Raw genomic sequence first — 18,475 nt, forward strand, 5'->3', positions numbered from 1 at the left:
ATGCGTCCGGAGCCGGTGACCAGAGCGATTGCGGGATCCGCTTAGAATTTGGACTGAACACCCAGCGAGAGCGATAGCTCGCGCGACTGGAAACGGCTGTGATTGCTGTCTTTTTTGCCCGCGCGCAGGCGCAGCGTCGGGGCAAATCCGGCATAGTCGTAGTCCTCGAAGAAGAGGTTCACATCGGCATAATAGGACCGGTCTTCGCGGCCATCGGCCAGGTAGCGGGCGGGGAAGCCTGCGATGAACTGCGGGTAGTCGGATTGGCCAAGGATCAGTCCGGTGCTGATTTTGGCCGGCCCCAGCGGTTTGGCGAAGTGATAGCCGAGCCGCAGCGTGGCGCTGCGGCTGGAAGTGTTCACATGGCCCGATCTGCTGTCGCGCAGCGCAAGGCTGACGTCGATCTGATCGCCATTTTGCAGCGCGCGATTGACACGGAGGCCCAGGCCGAACACCTCGCCATCCTGCGAGGGGCCGCGCGGGTCGAGCCGCTGTTCTGCCATGCCATCCAGTGTCAGTCCGGTGCGCGCTGACAGCTGCCAGCTGCGCCGGGCGGTCAGTTTGACCAGATCATAGCTTTTGTCGCCGCCATACCAGGCGGTCCCAAAGCTGAGCCCGAGGGCGGCGGAGCCTTTGCGTTCGGGCGGGCCAGCGGCAAAGGCATGGGTCAGGGTGATCTCGCCGTAGGTCGATCCGAATTCGCTGTTGCGCGGCACCGTGGTGCCGGACTGCTGGGCGAGGGGGGCGGCCTTGGCCTTGGCGGCTGACGACAGTGCCACCCGCTGGACATAGCCGCGCGCCCTCAGCGTGGTGAGGCTGCTGCGGCTTTCCCGCAGGCGGTAGCCGATCGCGGCATCGAGCACGGCAACGGTCCCCTCCAGTGCCACCGACCGGGGACCAAATCGGCCCAGTGTCGGCACGCCGTCGATCACTTCCAGCGTGTTGTCGGCGCCGTTGTTGACGTTGTTTGAGGGCTTCAGCTCGCCGCGCAGCTGGAAGGACCAGGGGTTGATCCGCCGCAGGACCTTATAGTCGGCGGCAATGCGTGTTTCGCTGATCTCATCGGGGGCGTGAATGACGGTGCGGCGCAGCCAGACCTGCGCCAGCGTCGGCCGGGCGTCCTGCACCGCCAGCCGTGCGGCCAGCTGGGCTGCGCGGAATTTGCCTGCGCTGTCAGGGGCAAAGCGATAGGCGCGCGCCGCAGAGCGGCGCCCGGCGCCGGGCGATTTCAGCTGCGCCTGCGCGGCGGCCCGCAGGTACCAGGCCAGGTGATCGCGCCGGTCGGCCCGCAAGAGGGCGCGGGTCAGGTCCAGAGTCAGCTCCGGTTTGCCGGTGCCAAGGGAATGCGCCGCCAGCAGGCGGCCCTGTTCCAGGCTGAGATGATGTTCGGGGGTCGGCTCGGTCGCCGTTGCCGGCGCTGCGTGCAGCAGCGCCAGCGTCAGGGCTGCGGCCAGACAGCGCCGCATGAGATCAGGGTACCGGCTGATCGCAGACGGCCGAACTTTCTGCGGTGCCGCATTGGCCCAGAACAAAGATCCCGTATTCCTCGATGCCGTCGATATTCTCGACGTGGTTCTGGGCAAAGACGGACCCGGCAACCGATGTGGCATCGGTCCCAGCGAAGATGCCGCCATAGGTGCCGACATTGGTGCGGGTGCCGTTGACCACCTGCGAGGCGGTGCCGGTAAAGGTGCCATTGTCGGCAATATCGGTGGGCGCGAGGTCGAGTGTCACCAGCGTCTGCGGGGTGCCGCCCGCTGTGGTCGGCTCAATCTGGCGGTTGTAGATGGTGCCATTGACGACATTGTCGCGGAAATCGGCATTGACGAAGGCATCGCCGGTGACCTCGGCCGACTGGGCCGGGCGAATGTCAGCCGGGGTGCCGGGGGCGACGGGCAGCAGATCGCCGCCATCGCCTGCAATGTTCATCAGGCCCACATAGGTGCCAGCATAGCTCACCACACCTCCGGAGGCGACGTCTTCGGTCGGGGCGGAATAGCCGCCGCGACGGCCAAAGCTGGTGCCGGCAAAATAATAGGAGAACTGACCGCCGGTGGCGACGGCCACTGCAAAGCCGCCGTTTTCGATTTCACGGACATAGGCGGTGACATGACGGTCAAGCGAGCTGTCCTGCGCGGTATAGGCCTGATAGCCCTCGCGGTCGAGCGCCGGGCGGCGGCGGTAGTTGGCGGAAAACGGTGTGTCGTCAAGGCTGAGACCGCTGATCACCAATGTGCCCGCAGCGGCGTCATAGGCGACGCTATCAACGTCAGATGCCAGCACTTCGGGGACAATCGGATCGGTGGTGCCACCATCGGTATCATCCCCCGTGTCAAAGGGGTTGGTGCCCCCGCCACATGCCGACAGCAGCGTTGCTGCCGCAAGTCCAAGCATTGCCCGCTTCATATGAACTGACCTCAAATTTTCTTTGTTTGCGGCAGTGTCTTGTCATGGTTGCGGAAAGTCAATTGAATTGCCGCGCCGCCTGGGCTGTCCGCAGCCGACCGTGGCGCATCGGTGACCTTTTTGTTGCGGGGTGCGCGGGGCAGGGCAAGCCGCTAGGGTGTGGATCAGCTGCGCCACTTTGGGGGCAGATGTCCGAATGGATGTCGGGCCGGTGTCTGGCCGACTGTCTGGGCAGGTGTCTGGGTGCGGGGCGCCCTGCGGCTGCGGCTTACACACTCTTGAGATCGGGGGCGGCGGCAGGCTAGACAGAGGAGAAAACCTGCGGGCGCGCTCTGCGCCCCGACGGCAGGCAGATCACGAGGGAGAGATCGCAATGCGCCAGTACCATGAGGCCCTGCAGTATATTCTGGAACACGGCGAGGCCAGCAGTGACCGCACGGGCACCGGGACCATCTCCTGTTTCGGGATGCAGACCCGCTATCCGCTGGCCGATGGATTCCCGCTGGTGACCACCAAGAAGCTGCATCTGCGTTCCATCATCCACGAGCTTCTGTGGTTCCTGTCCGGCGACACCAATATCGGCTACCTGAAGGACAATGGCGTGTCGATCTGGGACGAATGGGCGGATGAGAACGGCGACCTCGGGCCGGTCTATGGTCATCAGTGGCGGCATTTTCCACGGCTTGAGCTGGTGCCCGGCACCAGTGGCGATGAGCCGCTTTATCGGGCGGGCACGGTCGATCAGATTGCGCAGCTGGTGGAGATGATCCGCAAAAGCCCCGACAGCCGCCGCCTGATTGTCACCGCCTGGAACCCCGGCGACGTGCCCGATATGGCGCTGCCGCCCTGCCATACCCTGTGGCAGGTGCGGGTGCAGGGGCGGCGGATGCACCTGCAGCTCTACCAGCGGTCGGCAGACATGTTCCTCGGCGTGCCGTTCAACATCGCCTCTTATGCGCTGCTGCTGAAGATGCTGGCGCATGTGACCGGCTATGAGGCAGGGGATTTCATCCATACCATCGGTGATGCCCATATCTATTCCAACCATATGGATCAGGTGACCCTGCAATTGTCGCGTACGCCGCAGCCGCTGCCGGAGCTGCGCATCACGCGCGACGTGCCCTCCATTTTTGACTTCAAATATGACGATTTCGAAGTGCTGAATTACACCCCCGATCCGGGCATCAAAGCTCCGGTTGCGGTTTGAGAGAGGACTGACATGATCACGCTTATTGTTGCCCGCGACCAGAATGGCGCCATTGGCAAGGACAATACGATCCCCTGGCAGGCGCCGGAGGATTTGAAGTCTTTTCAGCGCGAAACGCTGGGCGGGGCTTTGATCATGGGGCGCAATACCTGGGACAGCCTGCCGGTGAAGCCGTTGAAGAACCGGCTTAATCTGGTGGTGTCCTCAAACCCGGATGCCGCCGATCTGGTCTGCCCCAGCATCGAGGCCGCCCTGGCGGAGGCGCGCGCGCAGGGCTATCACCGGATTTACGGCATTGGCGGCGCGCGGATCTACGAAGGTCTGATGGAGATCGCTGACCGGATGCTGATCACCGAGGTCGAGACCGAGGTCGAGGACGCCGATACCTATTTCCCGCCGTTCCGGGCCGGGCAGTGGGGGATCGCCAGCCAGACCCAGATCCGCAGCGAGGCACCGGCCTGCGTGGTGGTGGAGTACATGCGCCGCTAGGTCTGTGCCGCGCGCCGGTCTGTCACAGCTCAGATCACCGGCAGCTCTGGCGCCGCACGGGTGCTGAGCAGGCGGCCCCCCTGCGGCGTCACCACGATGTTTTCCTCATGGACCATCATCAGCCCGTCGCCATAGGACAGCGATGGCTCCAGCGTCAGGACCATGTTCTCTTGCAGCTCGGTGGTGTCAAAGGCGGCGTGTGAGGGCTGTTCGGTCAGCTGCAAGCCCAGCCCGTGACCCAGACGGCCAATGTCGCCGCCGCTGTCGTCCATCTCTGCAATCACCGCAGACATCGCCTGAAACAGATCGCGGCAGCTGTTGCCGGGGCGGGCGGCGGCCAGTCCGGCTTCGGTTGCGCGCCACAGCACATCATAGGCGCGGCGCGCGGTGTCATCGGCATGGCCAATTGCCCAGTTGCGGTCGAAATCGCAGTAATAGCCGTCCAGCACCATGCCGCTGTCCAGCATCAGGATATCCCCTGCCGCCAGCGGTGTGGCATCGGGCGGCGAGATCACATCGGCATAGCCGCCCTGCGCGCTGGCCCCGACCACATAGGGCGCGCCATCGGCCCCCTGCGCCAGCGCCTCGCGGCGAAAGGCGCGGAACACCTCGTCCAGCGGCACATCTTCGCGGGCGAATTCCGGCACCGCAGCAAAGGTCGCAGAGCCAATGGCGCAGATCCGGGCGAGCTTGTCGATTTCCGCCGGGGATTTCACCATCCTCAGCCCCTGCACCAGCCCGGTTGCGTCGGCAATGCGAAGGTCGGGCAGGGCGTCCATCAGCCGTTCCCAGTCGCCCAGCGGCATCCGCAGATGGGTCTCATGTCCCTTCATCACGCCAAGCGTCTTCAGCGGCGACAGCGCCTCGACCAGCAGGCTGATGCCGTCATCTTCGGGCGCGGGCGCCGACCAGCAGCGAATATCGTCAAGCCAGCTGCGCCGCATCAGGCTGGCGCCGATTTCGGGAATGATGGCAATCGGTTTGCCGCTGGCGGGGATCAGCACAAACCACGGGCGCGTCGGGCTTTGCCAGAACAGCGTCTGAAAACCGGTGAAATACTGCACGTCGGGTTCGGTCATCAAGAGCAGCGCGTCGAAACCGGCTTCGGCCATACGGGCCTGTGCCCGCCTGGTACGGGCGGCGTATTCTGTTTCGGGAAATCCGCGCATCGCGAGAGGTGCTGTCATGGTGATCTTCTTTGCAGGTGGACCGCCCGTCGGGCGTTGAGGGCTCAGAAACCGGCACCGGGAGGGCTCCGGCCGGGGGCAGAGTGTCGGGGTCAGAGGGTTGGCGTCAGCGCGTGGCCGGGATGTTGGAAAATCTGCCCAAACCCCTGCAACTGATCGGTGATTCCGGCCCGGCGCAGGCAGGACCACATCAGCGCCTGATTGGACGTGATCACCGGCTTGCCTGCGGCCTGTTCGATCTCATCCACCACCTCAAGCGCGCGAATGCCGCTACAGGAGAGAAAGATCGCATCGGCCTCCGGCTGATCAATCTCCAGCGCAAATTCCTTCCAGTAGGAGGGTTCGACCCGGCCGAATTCCAGACCGGTTTCCAGCCGCAGCCCCTGAATGTCGAGGATATCAAACCCGGCCGCCAGCAGATATTCCGCCTCGGCGGTGTTGATATCGTCAAGATAGGGCGTGCCGACCACGATCCGCTTGGCGCCGACTTCGCGCAGCGCGTCCATGACGCCGGTAACAATGGTCATCGGCTGCGTCTGCGGCGCGCCCTTGCGGATTTCGCGAAAGACGTTCTCTTCCCGGCAGACAATCGAGCCGGAGGTGCAGCAATAGGCGATGACCTCAGGGTTCATATCCGGTTGCAGCCGGCCGGCCGCCTCGGCCATGTGGTCGATGTGCCGCGCCAAGGTCGCGTTGGTGGTGTAGTCATCGGTCCTGAGCCGGGTGATATGCACGCCGACCCCTTCGGGCGCCATGGCAAAGAGGTCGGTTTCGCAGGCCAGATCGGTGGACATCAGGATAAAGCCGAGACTGGCGCGATGGGCGGTGCCCTTGCCCATCAGCGGGGTGCGGGGGCTGGACTGAACGGTTTGACCGGATTGAAACATCTGAGAAGGTACCTCGCTGTCGGCTCTTGGCCTGTTGACGTTGCGCTGTGAGGAGGGGGAGGACTGGCTTCTGCGGGCCGGTGCGGCTGCGGTGTCAGCCCGCGTCTGTCTGGTCCAGAACCGTCCGGGCGGCGCGGAAACACTCCAGCCCCTGCGGAACGCCGCAATAGATCGCAACCGCGTGGATAATCGCGCGGATCTCTTCGCGGCTGACACCATTGTTCACCGCCCCCCGGCAATGCAGCTCCCATTCGTGCATCTTGCCAAGCGCGCCGATCATGGCAAGGTTCATCATCGACCGGGTCTTGGCATCTATCGTGTCATCGCCCCAGCCAAAGCCCCAGCACCATGCGGTCATCGCCTCCTGAAAGGGGCGGGTGAACTCATCCGCGGCGGCGAGGTTCTTTTCCACATATGCCGCGCCAAGGGTGGCCTTGCGCTGCTCCAGACCCTTCAGGAACAGATCCTCGTCAAAGGTGCTGGTCCGGTGGGCTGTGGCGCCGGGTGTGTCAGGTGTCGTTGGACGGCTCATCTGCTGGCTCCTTCAGGAAGCGTTCGGCCGTGCGGGCAGCATCGGCGATATGGGTCTCAACCGCCCGGCGCGCGGCCTCAGGGTTGCGGCTGAGAATGGCATCGTGAATGGCGGTCATATGGCTCATGCCGGAGGTTTCGCGGTCCTTTGCCGCGATGGTAAGGGCGCGCAACCGGCTGATCCGACCGTTCAGCCGCTGCACGATATCCCAGGCAATCGTATGGCCGGCCTCAAGGAATATGAGCTGGTAAAAGCCGGTGGTGGCGCGCAGCAGATGGCCCCATTCGGTGTCACTCATCGACGCCTCGACCTCGGCAAGCGCGCGGCTGAGGTCGGCGGCAAACTCCGGCCGCTGCACCTCGGCGCTGGCCGCTGCCGCTGCCGCTTCCAGCTGGCGGCGCACATCGTAGATCTGCCGCGCCTGATCCCAGGTCAGGCGGGCCACGACCGGGCCGCGATTGGGGATGATCTCGACCAGCCCCTCAGCCTCAAGATAGCGGATCGTCTCGCGGATCACGGTGCGACTCACACCCAGCTGATCGCAGAGCGGGCGTTCCACCAGCCGCTCCCCGGGGGCGAAATGGCCGTCGATGATCGCCTCCCGCATCCGTTCCTGCACGATATCGCGCAGGGTTTGCGGGGCTCTTTCGATTTTGCGGAGCGTTGTCTGGCTGGGTTCCATGGGATTTCCATAGCAGCGCGTCTGGGCTGCGGCAAGTATGATTGACATATCGTATAATGGTATACCATGATACCGCAGAGCTGCCGATCAGGAGATTCCCATGCCCGCCATCATCCGCAAAACCCTGCTTCACGTCGAAAAGACCCTGATCGAAGGCGGCAAGGCGGCGCCGGTGCCGCTGACGCTGATTGCCGCCATCGCCGTTATTCGCAATCCTTGGGCAGGGCAGGGGTTTGTCGAGGATCTGACGCCGCAGATCCGGGACTGCGCACCCGGTCTGGGTGCCCTGCTGACCGGGATGATTCTGGAGGCCGCAGGCGGTGGTGACCGGGTCGAGGGCTATGGAAAATCCGCCATCGTCGGGATGAACGGCGAGGTGGAACATGCCTCCGCCCTGATCCACACACTGCAATTCGGCAATCCCTACCGCAGCGCTGTGGGGGCCAAATCCTACCTGTCATTCTGCAATACGCGCGGGCCTGCCAATGCGCCGCTGATGATCCCGCTGATGGATAAATGCGATGGCGGCAGACGGTCGCATTACCTCACCATCCAGACCTCCGTCGCCGATGCGCCCGGTGCCGATGAGGTGCTGATCGCGCTTGGCGCGTCGATCGGCGGGCGGCCGCATCACCGGATCGGCGACCGCTATCAGGATCTGAAAGAGCTTGGCAATGATGTCGACAACCCTGCAGCTGTCTGAGCCCACCCGCAGCGTCGCGCTGCGCGACTGCGGGCAGGGGCCTGCGCTGGTGCTCCTGCACGGTGTCGGAATGCAATCGGCAGCCTGGGGACCGCAGATCGAGGATCTGAGCCGGACCCATAGGGTGATTGCGCCGGATCTGCCGGGGCATGGCGGCAGCGCGCCGCTGCCTGAGGACAGCGAACTGCCGGATTTCGTGGTCTGGCTCAGGGATGTGCTGCGGGCGCTGGACCTCGGCCCGGTCAGCCTGGCGGGCCATTCGATGGGGGCGCTGATCGCGACCGGTTTCGCAGTGAGCCACCCGGCGCTGACCACACGGGTGGCGCTGTTGAACGGCGTCTTCTGCCGTGATCCGGCGGCGCGGACGGCCGTTCAGTCCCGCGCCGCTGAGATCGCTGCGGGTCGCTGCGATCTGGACACGCCGCTGGCCCGCTGGTTCGGCGACAGCCCGACCGATATCGACGCCCGTGACCGGGTTGCGGGTTGGCTGAAATCGGTTGATCCCGCAGGCTACGCCACCGCCTATGCGGCTTTTGCGCGGGGCGATGCGACCTATGCCGGGCGGCTGGCCGAGATTGCCTGTCCATTTCTGGCCATCACCGGCGATGGCGATCCCAATTCCACGCCTGAGATGTCGCAGGCCATGGCGCTGCGGGTGCGCCGGGGGCGCGCGGTGACCATCACAGGGCACCGCCATATGGTGAACCTGACCGCGCCGGATCTGGTCACCGCCCATCTGCGCGACTGGCTCGCCACGCCCACCCCTGAGGAGGATCCGTCATGACACCCCTTGATCCACGCGCCCTGCGTCAGGCCTTTGGCAGCTTCATGACCGGGGTGACGGTGGTCACCTCCCATGATGCCGGGGGTCGGCCCATCGGGTTCACCGCAAATTCCTTTACCTCCGTTTCGCTGGATCCGCCGCTGCTGCTGGTCTGTCTGGCCAATAGTTCGCGCAACTACGACGCGCTGGTCGGCGGCGAGGGGTTTGCCGTCAATGTGCTGGCGGAGACGCAGATCGAGATTTCCAATACCTTTGCCCGCCCGGCTGAGGACCGGTTTGCGGGCATCAGCTGGCACCGGGGGCCTGCGGGCTCGCCGCTGATCGACGGGGTGTCGGCCTGGTTCGATTGCAGCCTGCACAAGACGGTTGAGGCGGGCGATCATGTGATCCTGATCGGCGAGGTCCGCGCCTTTGGCACCGGCACCAGCCCCGGGCTTGGCTATGCGCGCGGTGCCTATGTGACGCCTGCAATGACCGCAGAGGCGGCGGTGGCCGGTCCAGATCTGGTGATCTCGGCCCTGATCGAGCGCGACGGCGCGGTGCTGCTGGTCGATGACGGATACGGCGGATCTACGTTGCCGGAGGCCTTGGTCGATGCCGAAGGCGCTGCCGCAACCATGCGCCGACTGATCGCCGAAACAGGGCTGAGCGGCGAGCCGGGCTTTGTCTATTCGATCTATGAGGACGTTGCCCGCAAACGCCAGCATATCGCCTTTCTGTGCCATGGCGCCACCGGCACCCCGTCGCGCGGGGTCTTTGTGCCGCTGGACAGCAGCGCGCTGGACGATGTCAGCGATCCGGCGATCCTTGCTATGCTGGACCGCTTCACCCGCGAGGCGGCTCTCGGCGATTTCGGCATCTATTCAGGCAATCAACGCAGCGGCGAAATCCGCCAGATCGCATAACGGCAGGTGGCATCATGCGCTTTTCTCTTTTTGTCCATATGGAACGCACGTCGGCGGAGCAGGACCAGCGGGATCTCTACGATGATTTCGTCACCCTGGCCAAAATCGCCGATCAGGGCGGGATGCACGCGGTCTGGACCGGGGAGCATCACGGGATGGATTTCACCATCGCGCCGAACCCTTTCCTGAACCTTGTCGATCTGGCGCGCCAGACCCGCAACGTGCGGCTTGGCACCGGCACCATCATCGCGCCGTTCTGGCATCCGATCCGCCTTGCAGGGGAGGCGGCGATGACCGATATGATCTTGGACGGGCGGCTGGAACTCGGCATTGCGCGCGGCGCTTATAGCTACGAATACGAACGGATGGTGCCGGGCATGGATGCCTGGGACGCAGGCCAGCGGATGCGCGCGCTGATCCCGGCGCTACGGGGGCTGTGGCAGGGCGATTACGCGCAGGAGGGTGCCTATCATTCCTTTCCGGCCACCACCTCCTCGCCCAAACCGCTGCAACCGGGCGGCCCGCCGATCTGGGTCGCCGCCCGCGATCCCAACAGCCATGAATTTGCCGTTGCCAATGGCTGCCATGTGCAGGTGACACCGCTGTGGCAGGGGGATGAGGAAATCACCCGGCTGATGGAGACCTTCAAGGCCGCCTGCGCCAAATTCCCGGATATGCCGCGCCCGGATATCATGCTGTTGAACCACACCTATATTGCCGCCGATGCCGCCGACGCCCAGCAGGCAGCGGAGGAGATCAACCGGTTTTACTGCTACTTCGGCGCCTGGTTCAAAAACGAACGGCCCGTGTCGCAGGGGCTGATCGCGCCGTTGAGCGAGGCGGAGATTGCCGCCCATCCGTTCTATTCGCCCGAGGCGATGCTGCGTGACAATGTGATCGCCACCGCCGAAGATGCGATTGCGCGGATCAAAGGTTATGAGGCGCTGGGGTACGATGAATACAGTTTCTGGATCGACAGCGGCATGAGTTCTGAGCGCAAGCGCGCCTCGCTTGAACGGTTCATTCGCGACGTCATGCCGGCCTTTGCCTGAAGGGGATCACCATGCAGCAGTTCCAGCAGTATATCGGCGGGGTGTTCTCGGATGGCTCCGCCCGTTTCGAGAGCCGCGATCCGGCAACCGGCGAGGTCTGGGCGATGATGCCAGAGGCCCGCGCGGCGGATGTGGAGGCGGCCGTGGCAGCGGCCCGTGCCGCGTTCCACGCACCGGACTGGGCGGGCATCACCGCCACCGCGCGTGGCAGGCTGCTTTACCGGCTGGCGGATCTGATTGCCGAAAACGCCGAGACCCTGGCCCGGATCGAGACCCGCGATACCGGCAAGATCATTCGCGAAACCTCGGCCCAGATCGCCTATGTGGCTGAGTATTACCGCTACTACGCGGGCCTCGCCGACAAGATCGAAGGCGCCCATCTGCCGATCGACAAACCGGATATGGAAGTCTGGCTGCGCCGCGAGCCGCTTGGGGTGGTGGCGGCGGTGGTGCCGTGGAATTCGCAGCTGTTTCTGGCCGCGGTGAAGATCGGCCCGGCGCTGGCGGCGGGCTGTACCGTGGTGCTGAAGGCATCGGAGGAAGCCCCGGCGCCGATGCTGGAATTCGCCCGCATCTTTGATCAGGCCGGTTTTCCGCCGGGGGTGCTCAATGTGATCACCGGCTTTGGCGCCGACTGTGGCGCGGTGCTGACGGCCCATGCCGGGATTGACCACGTGGCCTTTACCGGCGGGCCGGAGACCGCGCGCCAGGTGGTGCGCAACTCAGCTGAGAACCTTGCCTCCACCTCGCTGGAGCTGGGCGGCAAATCGCCCTTCATCGTATTTGAGGACGCCGATATCGACAGTGCGGTGAATGCGCAGGTCGCCGGGATCTTTGCCGCCACCGGGCAGAGCTGCGTTGCGGGCTCCCGGCTGATCATCTCAAACCGGATCAAGGCGGATTTTCTGCGCCGTCTGACAGAAAAGGCCGAAAGCGCCCGGATCGGTGCACCGGACGCGCCGGAGACCGAGATCGGCCCGCTCTGCACCGGCGCGCAGATGCGCCGGGCGGAGGATTTGCTGGCGGCCTCGGTTGCGGCGGGCGCGCGGATCGTGACTGGCGGGCAGCCGTTGCCGCAGGCCGGTCACTTCTTTCCGCCAACCATCGTGGATTGCAGCAACGCGCCGCAGGCGCCCTGTCTGAGCGAGGAATTCTTTGGCCCGGTCCTGTCGGTGTGCGGTTTTGACACCGAGGCCGAGGCGCTGGCGCTGGCCAATGACACCGCGTTTGGTCTTGCTTCTGGGGTGTTTACCCGCGACCTGACCCGTGCCCATCGCATGATCCGCGGCATTCGTGCAGGCATTGTCTGGGTCAATACCTATCGCGCGGTCAGCCCCATCGCTCCCTTTGGCGGGCACGGGCTATCCGGCCATGGCCGCGAGGGCGGGCTACAGGCGGCGCTGGATTACACAAGGGTAAAGACGGTCTGGCTGCGCACCAGCGACGATCCGATCCCGGATCCCTTTGTGATGCGCTAGGTGATGCGCTGGGGCAGGCCACGGAGTGGCTGCGCGCAAGGGGGAACCCCGGCGCAGCCGGAGTGTGGTCACAGTGGGCGGATGTCGCTGGCCATCTGGCGACCGTCACGCCCTTCGGTCATTTCAAAATCGACTTTCTGATTATCTGTCAGCCCGGTCAGCCCGGATCGCTCAACCTGAGAGATGTGCACAAACACATCCTTGCCGCCGCCTTCAGGCTCGATAAAGCCATAGCCCTTGGTTGTATTGAACCATTTCACGGTGCCACTCGCCATGTTCCCGTGTCTCCTTCCTGCTAGTGAGCCGCCCTGAATACACGATAATTTCGCGGCGCAGAGCGGGGTGATCGGTTTTGCCGCAGTGCGCAGACAAAACAGGCCGGGGAAGTTGTCCCAACCCGGTTTCAACTTTTGCACGGACCATGTAAAAATCAAGCAAAACAGTGCGGCTCTACCATAAATTGTGCTGAGCTGCCCCCTCGGGAAAGGAAAAAACGTGCAACTCTATGGATTGAAGACCTGTGACACCTGCCGCAAGGCGCTGAAACAGCTGCCGCAGGCGGAGCTGGTGGATGTGCGCGCCGATGGGGTGCCGGAGGCGATTTTGCAGGCCGCACTGGCGCAGTTCGGCGACCGGCTGGTCAACACACGTTCCACCACATGGCGCGGGTTGAGCGAGGCAGAGCGGGCGGGGGAGCCGCTGGATCTGTTGACGGCGCATCCGACGCTGATGAAACGTCCGCTGATCAGATCCGGTGACCATCTGCACCTCGGCTGGGACGCCAAAACCAAGGCCGCCCTTGGCGTCGAGGGCTAGAACCCCCATCTGCATATCGGATTAGGTAAGGAGAGCGGCAATGCGCAATGCAGCGCTGGTGCTGGGCATCGTGGCCGGGCTGATCGGCATGGTGGTGGGGTTTGCGGGCTATGGCTATACCGCCGCCGTGGAGTATTTTGGCGAAATCGACGGGGTGGCCCGGCAGGTCGACGATGTCGAACAACTGCGGCTCCTGGCCGTGATCTCGCCCATCCTTGCGCTGGCCGGTGGCGCGATGGCGCTGTCGCGGGCGCTCTGGGGCGGGGTGCTGCTGCTGGCCTCGGCGGCGGGGCTATATGCCGGGTTCGGGCTTAATGTCTTTACCATCTTCCCGATCTCGCTGGCGCTTCTTGGCGGGCTGCTGGCGCTTGCTGCCGGCAAACCGGATGAGCCGAAGGCGCATTTCTGAACCGGATCGAACGCAAGGAATGAAAAAAGGCGCCGCTGCGGATGCAGGGCGCCTTTTTATGTTTGAGGACTGGCCGGATCAGGCGGTGGCAGGCGCCGTGGCGCGCCGCGCCAGCGCATCAAGGGACAGCGGACCAGCCCCCTTGAACACCAGCACCAGCAGCAGGAAGGTCCACATCACCCGCTGGTCGACCAGACCAATGGCGTTGTCAAAGAGACTGCCCAGTTTCACGCCATGGCCGGTCACATCGACGATGGTCTGCACCCAGATGAAACCGATGGTGCCAAGAGCGGCCAGACGGGTGAGCAGACCAACAAGGATCAGCGCGGGCAGCACATATTCGGCGACAGTGCCGGCAAAGATCACCAGCCGCTGAAAGATATTGAGCTGGCTGACATCATAAAGCACCGCCTCGGCGGCCTTGGGGAAGATCTGACCAAAGGCGCCGGCAGAGGGCGAGAATATCGAACCATCCGTCTTCAGCCCGGCAGAGTTCCAGTAGTAGACCAAGAGCACCGCGGCAAAGACCAGCCGGGCCAGGGTCGGGACGATGATATCGGACAGCCGGTCAGCCTTGCCGAAGATCGAGGTATAGGAGGAAACAAGCGCGTGCATCGGTTATCCTTTGCGGTCTAGGTCAATGATTGCACCGCCTTGCAGCAACAGGGCGAGCGGGTGTGAGAGGTCGAAATCCGGCTGGTCGGCCTGAACGGCGGTCAGCGCCTCGTCCAGCGTGGCACCAGCGATGAGGGCGGTGATCCAGTCCGCGCCCCCGGCGGGCAGCTCCTGAACGATGGGGTCGAATTCGGGCCGGGTGATCAGCACGTCCTGCGCGATATGGCGGGGCTTGGGCGCGTTCTGTTCGGCGTTGAAGCGCCAGATGTCATAGATCGGCCAGGGCGAGCGCAGCAGGGTGACGGCGGGGGCCAGTGTCAGCCGGGTCGCCATCAGCTGATCGGGTGCAAGCGCTGCCAGACGCGCCGGGTCAACCGCCGTGGCGTCGGCAGCGTGATACGCCCGGCGCAGGGCAAGGTCGAGCCGCGCCGCATCGGGCAGATAGCCGAGATGTTTCAGCTGCTCCATCCCGGCGAGAAACGCGGGAAACTCAGCGCCATAGTGCATCATCAGCGGCGAGGAGGGCGGATGGGCGCGCAGATATATGCCCGCCAGCCCGTCGAGGTTCTGCTTGCCCAGCAGCTTGCCGATCAGGGGAAAGGCGCTGTGCATCGCCTCGGTCAGGGAGACCGCGATATTGTTGCGATAGACGCTGAACCGCCGCCCGGCCGGCTGGCCGGTCGCATCCAGCAGCCCCTCAGGCACCGGCTGGCCCGCATCCATCATGGCGTGGGCGAATTCTGTCTGGCTTACAGTCATGCCGGCACCCGCTCCAGCGCGGTTGCGGCACGGGAGGCCTCGGCCTCCAGCACCGGCCAGGCGGGCACATCGGTGTCCCACTCGACCAGCACAGGCTTGGGGCCGGATTTTGCCAGCGTATAATCCAGCAGCGCCCAGACCGGATCCACCACCTCGGCGCCGTGGCTGTCGATCAGCAGCGGTTTGCCGTGGTCGTCCTGATCCTCATCATGGCCGCCAAGGTGGATTTCACCAACCTGATCCAGCGCAAAGGCGTCGATATAGCCCTGCGGCGAAAAATCGAGATTGGTGGCGGAGACAAAGACATTGTTCACATCCAAGAGCAGCCCACAGCCGGTGCGGCGGGTGATTTCGGTTAGAAACTCAGGCTCTGACCAGCTGCTCTCGGCAAAAGCGAGATAGCTGGAGGGGTTTTCCAGCAGCATCCGGCGGCCGATGGTGTCCTGCACCTGATTGATATGATCGCAGACCCGCGCCAGCGTGGCATCCGTATAGGGCAGCGGCAGCAGGTCGTTGTAGAAATGGCTGTCGTGGGTGGACCAGGCCAGATGTTCGGAGAAGCTGGCGGGATTGAGCCAGCCCACCAGATGCGTCAGCCGGGCGAGGTGATCGGCGTCCAGCGGCCCGTCGCCGCCGATAGAGAGGCCGACGCCATGCACCGACAGGGCAAACTGTTCAGCCAGATGACGCAGCTGCGCGATCGGGCGGCCACCGTCGCCCATGTAGTTTTCGGCGTGGATTTCCAGCCATTTTACCGGGCTCGGCCGCTCAGCGCCGACCGTTGCAAGAATATCGGCGAAATGCTGCGGCTTGTAGCCAACACCGGCTGCGGCGGGCAGGGAAGGGGCGGCATCCAGCATGACAGGTCCTCTGATCCGGTTACAAAAAGGGCGGGAGAAATCCCCCGCCCCGCTGGTCTGGCCTGTGCTTATGCAGGCAGGTCACGTTCCAGCGGCTCCAGCGAGCCCTTGCGGTCGCTGCCATCGGCCATTGCGGGCAGTTCCATACCTTCGCAGCTGCCGGCATCGACCAGGGTCCAGGCGTTGCCCTGATAATCGACGGTCGAGGTGCCGGCGCAGGTGGTGCCGGGACCGGCGGCGCAGTCGTTCTGACCGGCGAGGGAGACGCCATAGCATTTCTCTTTGGACTGGGCGGCAGCCGGGGTGACCATGGCAGAGGTCAGTGCGGCAGCAACGGCACCAGCGACGGCGAGGGATTTTGCGGTGTTGGACATCGGTGTCTTCCTTCTTTGGAATTTGGTTGCGAGGCGGTTGTTACAGGTCAGACATTAGCTCAGCCTGAGAAGTGTTTGAATTCACGAGCCTGTGTCTCACGCGGGCGTCAGCAGCCGTGACCGCTTATTACAGCGAAGTGGCTGCTGAACCCTTAAAACCATGCGCAAAAAGAAACCGGCCCCGCAAGTGGGGGCCGGTAAAAAGGCAAAGATCAGCAAAAGACCGCAGGAATGTTACAGAAGATCCGGCGGAGTTGCCTCAACCGCCAGCGCTTTTGTTACAGCCTCCAGGGTTTCGACCTTGGTCTGTTTTTCGCCAAGACGGCGGACGGAAACGGTGCGCTCTTCGACCTCGCGGTGGCCGACGGCGAGGATGACCGGCACCTTGCCCACCGAATGCTCGCGAACCTTGTAGTTGATCTTCTCGTTGCGGATGTCGGCCTCGGCGCGCACACCGGCGGCGCGCAGGGTCTCAACAACCTCGTTCACATAGTCATCGGCGTCGGAGGTGATCGAGGCGACAACCACCTGACGCGGCGCCAGCCAGAACGGCAGCTTGCCTGCGTGTTCCTCGATCAGGATACCGATGAAGCGCTCGAAGGAGCCCAGCGTGGCGCGGTGCAGCATGAAGGGGCGGTGCTTGTTGCCGTCCTGGCCGATGAAATTCGCATCCAGCCGTTCGGGCAGGTTGGGATCCACCTGCAGGGTGCCGCACTGCCAGTTCCGCCCGATGGCGTCGGTGAGGGTGAACTCCAGCTTCGGACCGTAAAAGGCACCTTCGCCCTCCAGCAGCTCGTAGTCATAGCCCGCCGCCTTGCAGGCATCGCCTAGCGCCTTTTCCACCAGATCCCAGCTCTCATCGCTGCCGATCCGTTTTTCCGGGCGGGTCGAGAGCTTGATGGTCCAGTCATGGAAGCCGAGATCGGCATAGACCTTGGACAGGAAGGCGATGAATTTTGCGGTTTCAGACTCGATCTGATCCTCGGCGCAGAAGATATGGCCGTCGTCCTGGGTAAAGCCGCGCACCCGCATGATGCCATGCAGCGCGCCCGAGGGCTCATAGCGCGCACAGGAGCCGAACTCAGCCATGCGCAGCGGCAGGTCGCGGTAGGATTTGAGGCCCTGATTGAACACCTGCACATGGCAGGGGCAGTTCATCGGCTTCAGTGCGTTCACGGCCTTTTCACGGGCGTGCTCCTCATCGACTTCGACGATGAACATGTTCTCCTGGTATTTGTCCCAGTGGCCCGAGGCCTCCCACAGCTTGCGGTCCACCACCTGCGGGGTGTTCACCTCGACATAGCCGTCGCGGTCCTGCATGCGGCGCATGTAGTCCTGAAGGGTGGTGTAGATGCGCCAGCCGTTGGGGTGCCAGAAGATCTGGCCCGGCGCCTCTTCCTGCATGTGGAACAGGTTCATCTCGCGGCCCAGCTTGCGGTGGTCGCGTTTGGCGGCCTCTTCCAGCATGGTGAGATGCGCCTTCAGCTTTTCCTTTCCGGTGAAGGCAACGCCGTAGATCCGCTGCAGCATCTGGCGGCTGCTGTCGCCGCGCCAATAGGCGCCTGCGATGCTCATCAGCTTGAACGCATCGCCCGGCAGCTGGCCGGTGTGCTGCAGGTGCGGGCCACGGCAGAGGTCCTGCCAGTCGCCGTGCCAGTACATCCGCAGCGGCTCATCGCCCGGGATGCTCTCGATCAGCTCGACCTTATAGGGTTCGTTGTTGTCGGTGTAATGCCGGATCGCGCGGTCGCGCTCCCACACCTCGGTCCGGACCTCATCACGCTTGTTGATGATTTCCTTCATCTTTTTCTCGATGGCGCCGAGGTCCTCGGGGGTGAAGGGCTCGGACCGGTCGAAGTCGTAGTACCAGCCGTTTTCAATGACCGGGCCGATGGTGACCTTGGTGTCGGGCCAGATGTCCTGCACCGCGCGCGCCATCACATGCGCCAGATCGTGGCGGATCAGCTCGTTGGCCTGAACCTCATCCTTCATGGTGTGGATGGCAATGGCGGCGTCCGCGTCGATCGGCCACTGAAGATCCCAGTGCTGCCCGTTGACGGTGGCGGAGATGGCCTTTTTGGCCAGCGAGGTCGAGATGTCAGCGGCCACCTCGGCAGGGGTGATACCTGCGTCATAGGAGCGTGCATTGCCATCGGGGAAGGTGAGAGAGATTTGGGCCATATCGGCTCTCCTCGTCGGTTTGGCGCCCACAGAACGCCCGGTTGCGGGTTATGGTGTTCTGCCCGTTTGGCAGGGGTATGCGAGGCTGTCAAGCAGGCGAGGGGCCAGCCCCTCGCGCTCCCCGGGATATTTTTTGCCAGAAGATGCAG

General features: G+C 64.0%; 21 protein-coding genes. 9 read left to right on the top strand and 12 right to left on the bottom strand.

Translation table 11 applies throughout. The annotated features are described in order from the left end of the window. Positions 1 to 41: 41 nt before the first annotated feature. Both VWY60_RS18590 and VWY60_RS18595 read right to left on the bottom strand, forming a co-directional pair. Entirely contained in the window at positions 42 to 1,466 is a 1,425-nt protein-coding gene (locus tag VWY60_RS18590; RefSeq protein ID WP_416541403.1) for a hypothetical protein, read from the bottom strand. A gap of 4 nt (positions 1,467 to 1,470) precedes the next feature. Then, positions 1,471 to 2,406, bottom strand: a complete 936-nt coding sequence (locus tag VWY60_RS18595) for a thymidylate synthase (RefSeq protein ID WP_340546001.1) — start codon at positions 2,404 to 2,406, stop codon at positions 1,471 to 1,473. A gap of 373 nt (positions 2,407 to 2,779) precedes the next feature. On the opposite strand from VWY60_RS18595, the gene VWY60_RS18600 reads away from it, so the two are divergent. Continuing rightward, positions 2,780 to 3,613, top strand: a complete 834-nt coding sequence (locus VWY60_RS18600) for a thymidylate synthase (RefSeq protein WP_340546000.1) — start codon at positions 2,780 to 2,782, stop codon at positions 3,611 to 3,613. Positions 3,614 to 3,625: 12 nt separating this feature from the next. Further along, positions 3,626 to 4,102 (top strand): dihydrofolate reductase, encoded by a 477-nt coding sequence (locus tag VWY60_RS18605; protein WP_340545999.1) that lies wholly within the window; start codon positions 3,626 to 3,628, stop codon positions 4,100 to 4,102. A gap of 29 nt (positions 4,103 to 4,131) precedes the next feature. Here VWY60_RS18605 and VWY60_RS18610 read toward each other — a convergent pair whose 3' ends face one another. From VWY60_RS18610 to VWY60_RS18625, 4 genes are all read right to left on the bottom strand, one after another. After that, entirely contained in the window at positions 4,132 to 5,289 is a 1,158-nt protein-coding gene (locus VWY60_RS18610; protein ID WP_416541404.1) for a M24 family metallopeptidase, read from the bottom strand. 92 nt (positions 5,290 to 5,381) lie between these two features. Beyond that, the gene (locus VWY60_RS18615; protein ID WP_416541405.1) at positions 5,382 to 6,176 is read right to left on the bottom strand and encodes an arylmalonate decarboxylase; all 795 of its coding nucleotides are present in this window, start codon (positions 6,174 to 6,176) and stop codon (positions 5,382 to 5,384) included. Positions 6,177 to 6,270: 94 nt separating this feature from the next. Beyond that, on the bottom strand, positions 6,271 to 6,708 hold the full coding sequence (locus VWY60_RS18620) for a carboxymuconolactone decarboxylase family protein (protein ID WP_340545996.1): 438 nt from the start codon (positions 6,706 to 6,708) through the stop codon (positions 6,271 to 6,273). Next, complete coding sequence (locus VWY60_RS18625; protein WP_416541406.1) at positions 6,686 to 7,390, bottom strand: GntR family transcriptional regulator; 705 nt, start codon at positions 7,388 to 7,390, stop codon at positions 6,686 to 6,688. The genes VWY60_RS18620 and VWY60_RS18625 overlap by 23 nt, the downstream gene beginning before the upstream one ends. Positions 7,391 to 7,490: 100 nt before the next feature. On the opposite strand from VWY60_RS18625, the gene VWY60_RS18630 reads away from it, so the two are divergent. Genes VWY60_RS18630 through VWY60_RS18650 form a run of 5 tightly spaced genes read left to right on the top strand, consistent with a single transcriptional unit; the run spans position 7,491 to position 12,312 of the window. After that, positions 7,491 to 8,093 carry an amino acid synthesis family protein gene (locus VWY60_RS18630; protein WP_416541407.1) on the top strand — a complete coding sequence of 201 codons (603 nt, stop codon included), beginning with the start codon at positions 7,491 to 7,493 and terminating at the stop codon, positions 8,091 to 8,093. Continuing rightward, a complete protein-coding gene (locus tag VWY60_RS18635; protein ID WP_416541408.1) occupies positions 8,065 to 8,877 on the top strand; it encodes an alpha/beta fold hydrolase in 813 nt (270 codons plus the stop codon). Before VWY60_RS18630 ends, VWY60_RS18635 begins: the two co-directional genes overlap by 29 nt. Then, positions 8,874 to 9,782, top strand: a complete 909-nt coding sequence (locus VWY60_RS18640) for a flavin reductase family protein (protein ID WP_340545992.1) — start codon at positions 8,874 to 8,876, stop codon at positions 9,780 to 9,782. Before VWY60_RS18635 ends, VWY60_RS18640 begins: the two co-directional genes overlap by 4 nt. Positions 9,783 to 9,796: 14 nt before the next feature. Next, positions 9,797 to 10,834, top strand: a complete 1,038-nt coding sequence (locus tag VWY60_RS18645; RefSeq protein WP_416541409.1) for an LLM class flavin-dependent oxidoreductase — start codon at positions 9,797 to 9,799, stop codon at positions 10,832 to 10,834. An 11-nt stretch (positions 10,835 to 10,845) separates the two neighbouring features. Next, complete coding sequence (locus VWY60_RS18650; RefSeq protein WP_416541410.1) at positions 10,846 to 12,312, top strand: aldehyde dehydrogenase; 1,467 nt, start codon at positions 10,846 to 10,848, stop codon at positions 12,310 to 12,312. 68 nt (positions 12,313 to 12,380) lie between these two features. On the opposite strand, the gene VWY60_RS18655 is transcribed toward VWY60_RS18650, so the two are convergent. Then, positions 12,381 to 12,587, bottom strand: a complete 207-nt coding sequence (locus tag VWY60_RS18655) for a cold-shock protein (RefSeq protein ID WP_340545989.1) — start codon at positions 12,585 to 12,587, stop codon at positions 12,381 to 12,383. 220 nt (positions 12,588 to 12,807) lie between these two features. On the opposite strand from VWY60_RS18655, the gene VWY60_RS18660 reads away from it, so the two are divergent. Both VWY60_RS18660 and VWY60_RS18665 read left to right on the top strand, forming a co-directional pair. Next, positions 12,808 to 13,128 (top strand): arsenate reductase family protein, encoded by a 321-nt coding sequence (locus VWY60_RS18660; RefSeq protein ID WP_340545988.1) that lies wholly within the window; start codon positions 12,808 to 12,810, stop codon positions 13,126 to 13,128. 40 nt (positions 13,129 to 13,168) lie between these two features. Further along, entirely contained in the window at positions 13,169 to 13,537 is a 369-nt protein-coding gene (locus tag VWY60_RS18665) for a hypothetical protein (RefSeq protein WP_260102341.1), read from the top strand. A gap of 78 nt (positions 13,538 to 13,615) precedes the next feature. Here VWY60_RS18665 and VWY60_RS18670 read toward each other — a convergent pair whose 3' ends face one another. The 5 genes from VWY60_RS18670 to thrS form a co-directional block, all read right to left on the bottom strand. After that, positions 13,616 to 14,152, bottom strand: coding sequence for a DoxX family protein (locus VWY60_RS18670; RefSeq protein WP_260102340.1), 537 nt, complete (start codon positions 14,150 to 14,152; stop codon positions 13,616 to 13,618). A gap of 3 nt (positions 14,153 to 14,155) precedes the next feature. After that, positions 14,156 to 14,911 (bottom strand): putative DNA-binding domain-containing protein, encoded by a 756-nt coding sequence (locus VWY60_RS18675; RefSeq protein WP_416541411.1) that lies wholly within the window; start codon positions 14,909 to 14,911, stop codon positions 14,156 to 14,158. Then, on the bottom strand, positions 14,908 to 15,771 hold the full coding sequence (locus VWY60_RS18680) for a DUF692 domain-containing protein (protein WP_416541412.1): 864 nt from the start codon (positions 15,769 to 15,771) through the stop codon (positions 14,908 to 14,910). Before VWY60_RS18680 ends, VWY60_RS18675 begins: the two co-directional genes overlap by 4 nt. A gap of 68 nt (positions 15,772 to 15,839) precedes the next feature. Continuing rightward, positions 15,840 to 16,145, bottom strand: a complete 306-nt coding sequence (locus VWY60_RS18685) for a DUF2282 domain-containing protein (RefSeq protein ID WP_340545985.1) — start codon at positions 16,143 to 16,145, stop codon at positions 15,840 to 15,842. A 234-nt stretch (positions 16,146 to 16,379) separates the two neighbouring features. Continuing rightward, positions 16,380 to 18,326 carry a threonine--tRNA ligase gene (gene thrS / locus VWY60_RS18690; protein WP_416541413.1) on the bottom strand — a complete coding sequence of 649 codons (1,947 nt, stop codon included), beginning with the start codon at positions 18,324 to 18,326 and terminating at the stop codon, positions 16,380 to 16,382. Positions 18,327 to 18,475 lie beyond the last annotated feature (149 nt).

This window comes from Phaeobacter sp. JH20_26 (assembly GCF_048056275.1).
Taxonomy (GTDB): Bacteria; Pseudomonadota; Alphaproteobacteria; order Rhodobacterales; family Rhodobacteraceae; genus Phaeobacter; species Phaeobacter bryozoorum.

Bases quoted from the DNA above. Each gene is read 5' to 3' on its own strand.
- VWY60_RS18655 (WP_340545989.1), bottom strand. From the start codon at position 12,587: ATGGCGAGTGGCACCGTGAAATGGTTCAATACAACCAAGGGCTATGGC.
- VWY60_RS18650 (WP_416541410.1), top strand. From the start codon at position 10,846: ATGCAGCAGTTCCAGCAGTATATCGGCGGGGTGTTCTCGGATGGCTCC.
- VWY60_RS18635 (WP_416541408.1), top strand. From the start codon at position 8,065: ATGATGTCGACAACCCTGCAGCTGTCTGAGCCCACCCGCAGCGTCGCG.
- VWY60_RS18615 (WP_416541405.1), bottom strand. From the start codon at position 6,176: ATGTTTCAATCCGGTCAAACCGTTCAGTCCAGCCCCCGCACCCCGCTG.
- VWY60_RS18620 (WP_340545996.1), bottom strand. From the start codon at position 6,708: ATGAGCCGTCCAACGACACCTGACACACCCGGCGCCACAGCCCACCGG.
- VWY60_RS18590 (WP_416541403.1), bottom strand. From the start codon at position 1,466: ATGCGGCGCTGTCTGGCCGCAGCCCTGACGCTGGCGCTGCTGCACGCA.
- VWY60_RS18675 (WP_416541411.1), bottom strand. From the start codon at position 14,911: ATGACTGTAAGCCAGACAGAATTCGCCCACGCCATGATGGATGCGGGC.
- VWY60_RS18625 (WP_416541406.1), bottom strand. From the start codon at position 7,390: ATGGAACCCAGCCAGACAACGCTCCGCAAAATCGAAAGAGCCCCGCAA.
- VWY60_RS18685 (WP_340545985.1), bottom strand. From the start codon at position 16,145: ATGTCCAACACCGCAAAATCCCTCGCCGTCGCTGGTGCCGTTGCTGCC.
- VWY60_RS18640 (WP_340545992.1), top strand. From the start codon at position 8,874: ATGACACCCCTTGATCCACGCGCCCTGCGTCAGGCCTTTGGCAGCTTC.
- VWY60_RS18645 (WP_416541409.1), top strand. From the start codon at position 9,797: ATGCGCTTTTCTCTTTTTGTCCATATGGAACGCACGTCGGCGGAGCAG.
- VWY60_RS18665 (WP_260102341.1), top strand. From the start codon at position 13,169: ATGCGCAATGCAGCGCTGGTGCTGGGCATCGTGGCCGGGCTGATCGGC.
- VWY60_RS18605 (WP_340545999.1), top strand. From the start codon at position 3,626: ATGATCACGCTTATTGTTGCCCGCGACCAGAATGGCGCCATTGGCAAG.
- thrS (WP_416541413.1), bottom strand. From the start codon at position 18,326: ATGGCCCAAATCTCTCTCACCTTCCCCGATGGCAATGCACGCTCCTAT.
- VWY60_RS18630 (WP_416541407.1), top strand. From the start codon at position 7,491: ATGCCCGCCATCATCCGCAAAACCCTGCTTCACGTCGAAAAGACCCTG.
- VWY60_RS18680 (WP_416541412.1), bottom strand. From the start codon at position 15,771: ATGCTGGATGCCGCCCCTTCCCTGCCCGCCGCAGCCGGTGTTGGCTAC.
- VWY60_RS18600 (WP_340546000.1), top strand. From the start codon at position 2,780: ATGCGCCAGTACCATGAGGCCCTGCAGTATATTCTGGAACACGGCGAG.
- VWY60_RS18610 (WP_416541404.1), bottom strand. From the start codon at position 5,289: ATGACAGCACCTCTCGCGATGCGCGGATTTCCCGAAACAGAATACGCC.
- VWY60_RS18670 (WP_260102340.1), bottom strand. From the start codon at position 14,152: ATGCACGCGCTTGTTTCCTCCTATACCTCGATCTTCGGCAAGGCTGAC.
- VWY60_RS18595 (WP_340546001.1), bottom strand. From the start codon at position 2,406: ATGAAGCGGGCAATGCTTGGACTTGCGGCAGCAACGCTGCTGTCGGCA.